We start from the raw sequence: 2,503 nt of genomic DNA, 5'->3' as shown, positions 1-2,503 counted from the left end.
AGTTTGACACAAGCCTCATAGCCGCCTTTTACGGCCACGGTGAACAGGCCCCCGGCCCCCTTGGGGCATATCTTGGGCACCAGTTTTGCATAAGGCGACGATGGCAACCCGGCGTAGGTGACGTAGTCAACACGGGGGTCATCCTCAAGCCATTTGGCGATCTTCATGGCGTTCTGCACGTGGCGATCCATGCGCAGCGACAGGGTTTCGATGCCCATCAGCGTGTAATGCGCCGCCTGCGGGTTCAACGTCATGCCCAGATCGCGCAGCCCGATGGCGATACCGTGAAAGGTGAACGCCAGCGGGCCGAATGTTTCCGCGAATTTCAGCCCGTGATAGGCGGGTTCGGGCTCGGACAACGATGGGAACTTGTCATTGGCGGACCAGTCGAATTTGCCGCTGTCCACGACACAACCGCCGGTCACGGTACCGTTGCCCGTCAGGTATTTCGTCGTCGAATGCACCACCAGCGTCGCGCCATGTTCGATGGGGCGGCACAGGTAGGGCGTGGCGCTGGTATTATCGACGATCAGCGGAATGCCGGCCGCATCGGTAATGGCGGAAATCGCGTCCAGATCGGTGATATGCCCGCCGGGGTTGGCGATCGCCTCGCAGAATACGGCGCGGGTGTCATCGTCGATGGCGGCGGCAACCGCGTCATGGTCGTCGAAATCCACGAATTTGGCAGACCAGCCAAAGCGTTTGATCGTCTGGGAAAACTGCGTGACCGTGCCGCCATACAACCGGCTGGACGCGACGATATTGCGCCCCGGCGCCATTAGCGGAAACAGCGCCATGATCTGTGCGGCATGGCCCGATGAACAGCACACTGCCCCTGCGCCACCTTCCAGCGTCGCGATGCGTTCCTGAAGGGCGGCAACCGTGGGGTTTGTCAGGCGCGAATAGATGTAGCCCACCTCTTGAAGGTTGAACAATGCCGCAGCGTGATCAGCATCGCGGAACACATAGGCGGTGGTCTGATAGATCGGCACCTGCCGCGCGCCGGTTGCGGGGTCGGGGCGGGCTCCTGCGTGGATTTGCAGCGTGTCAAAGCCATAGGTTGGGGTATCGGTCATTCGGTTCTCTCCCTTTGAAATCATTTTGTGAAAGGTGTAGGCGGAAACTGAGACCTGCTCAACGCCCCAAGCGAAAAAGGATCAAACCATGCCTGTTCCCTTCCATTTTGCCTTTCATGTCACCGATCTGGACGCTGCACGGGAATTTTATTCCGGCGCGCTGGGCGCGGTTGAGGGGCGATCGACCGAAACATGGGTCGATTTCGATTTCTTCGGTCATCAGTTGAGCCTGCATCTGGGCGAACCTTTCGCCAATGCACCCACTGGGCGCGTCGGCGATCATATGGTCCCGATGCCCCATTTCGGCGTCGTGCTGCCACTGGATGACTGGACAGCGCTGGCCGGTAGGCTGGAGGACCGCCAGACAGATTTCATCATCGCACCCTCGGTCCGGTTCAAGGGAGAGCCGGGCGAGCAATGGACAATGTTTTTCCGCGATCCATCCGGCAACCCGATCGAGGTAAAAGGGTTCGCGGATGACAGTGGAGTTTTTGCGACATAAGCGGTCCGTTGAGTGTGGCCCAGCCATATATTGAAAGGGCCGGGCACTGATGGCCCGGCCTTTTTGCCGCAATTGATATGAAATGCCGGATCAGCCGTGGCCGGCCAAGACAGCGACCCTGACCGCTTCGGCGTCCTCTGCCAGATCTTCGGCATCGTCACCCAGGATCGGATAGCCCAGGATCGTCGTGACGGCGATCACCGTGTCAGTCGTGACTGGCAGGGTTTTGTCAGAGGCGACACCCAGAAAAACAGCCAGTAACGTGTCCGTGTCGCTATTGACCGGCAGCTGGCTGTCGCCGTCCGCAAGAATATCCTGCATCAGGGCAAGGTTCTGAAGCGGGGAATCGTAGATCGTCAGATTGTCCCAGTTCAGGCTGAGTTCTGTCAGAATGGTCGTCGTGTCAGGATCGGTGCTGTCGAGTGGAAGGCTGTAAAAGGCGGCCATGTCATCCGTCCATGTTGCCAGTGCCTCTTCGAGTGATCTATTAAGCACCTGATCAGGCGAGCGCACAACGCTAAGGCGGCCAAGCTCGATTTCTGGGATACCTTCCTGTGCCCAGACCGGCCGTCCGCCACCGCTTGGATTCGCGGGTCCGCCTGCTTGCGGTCCTTTGGAATCCGAATCCGGATCGGGGCCACCCTGTCCTGCGCCTGATCCACCCTGATTACCTTGTCCACCCTGACTACCCTGTCCGCCCTGACCTCCTTGGCCGCCCTGTCCGCTGCCGGATTGCTGGGCCCATGCGGCACCGGGGAAATACGAATCCGAAAGGCTGGCGACTCCGCCGCCGAGCATCAAGCAGAACGCGCCAAGCGCGACGGAGCCCCGCAACGTGTTTCTTGTCAAAAATCTGATCTTATCCATCTTCCCTCTCCCAACCGTAGTTACATTCAGGAACCATTATATGTTTGGGCGCTGGGCC

At 59.4% G+C, this 2,503-nt stretch carries 3 protein-coding genes; 1 reads left to right on the top strand and 2 read right to left on the bottom strand.

The genetic code is table 11. The annotated features are described in order from the left end of the window. The coding region (locus ACTG4B_RS15325) for an O-acetylhomoserine aminocarboxypropyltransferase/cysteine synthase family protein (RefSeq protein WP_439156567.1) at nucleotides 1–1,076 on the bottom strand (1,076 nt) is incomplete at its 3' end. Between the two features lie 88 nt (nucleotides 1,077–1,164). On the opposite strand from ACTG4B_RS15325, the gene ACTG4B_RS15320 reads away from it, so the two are divergent. Continuing rightward, on the top strand, nucleotides 1,165–1,578 hold the full coding sequence (locus tag ACTG4B_RS15320) for a VOC family protein (RefSeq protein ID WP_439156566.1): 414 nt from the start codon (nucleotides 1,165–1,167) through the stop codon (nucleotides 1,576–1,578). A 90-nt stretch (nucleotides 1,579–1,668) separates the two neighbouring features. Here the strand turns inward: ACTG4B_RS15320 and ACTG4B_RS15315 are convergent, their stop codons facing one another. Further along, nucleotides 1,669–2,445 carry a hypothetical protein gene (locus tag ACTG4B_RS15315; protein ID WP_439156565.1) on the bottom strand — a complete coding sequence of 259 codons (777 nt, stop codon included), beginning with the start codon at nucleotides 2,443–2,445 and terminating at the stop codon, nucleotides 1,669–1,671. Nucleotides 2,446–2,503: the final 58 nt, after the last annotated feature.

It is taken from the genome of Yoonia sp., assembly GCF_965660735.1.
Classification (GTDB): domain Bacteria; phylum Pseudomonadota; class Alphaproteobacteria; order Rhodobacterales; family Rhodobacteraceae; genus Yoonia.
Note: the sequence above shows the minus strand (reverse complement) of the source record. Positions and strands in the feature narration are given on the sequence as shown.

Coding starts and splice junctions, on each gene's coding strand:
- ACTG4B_RS15320 (WP_439156566.1), top strand. CDS start 1,165: ATGCCTGTTCCCTTCCATTTTGCCTTTCATGTCACCGATCTGGACGCT.
- ACTG4B_RS15315 (WP_439156565.1), bottom strand. CDS start 2,445: ATGGATAAGATCAGATTTTTGACAAGAAACACGTTGCGGGGCTCCGTC.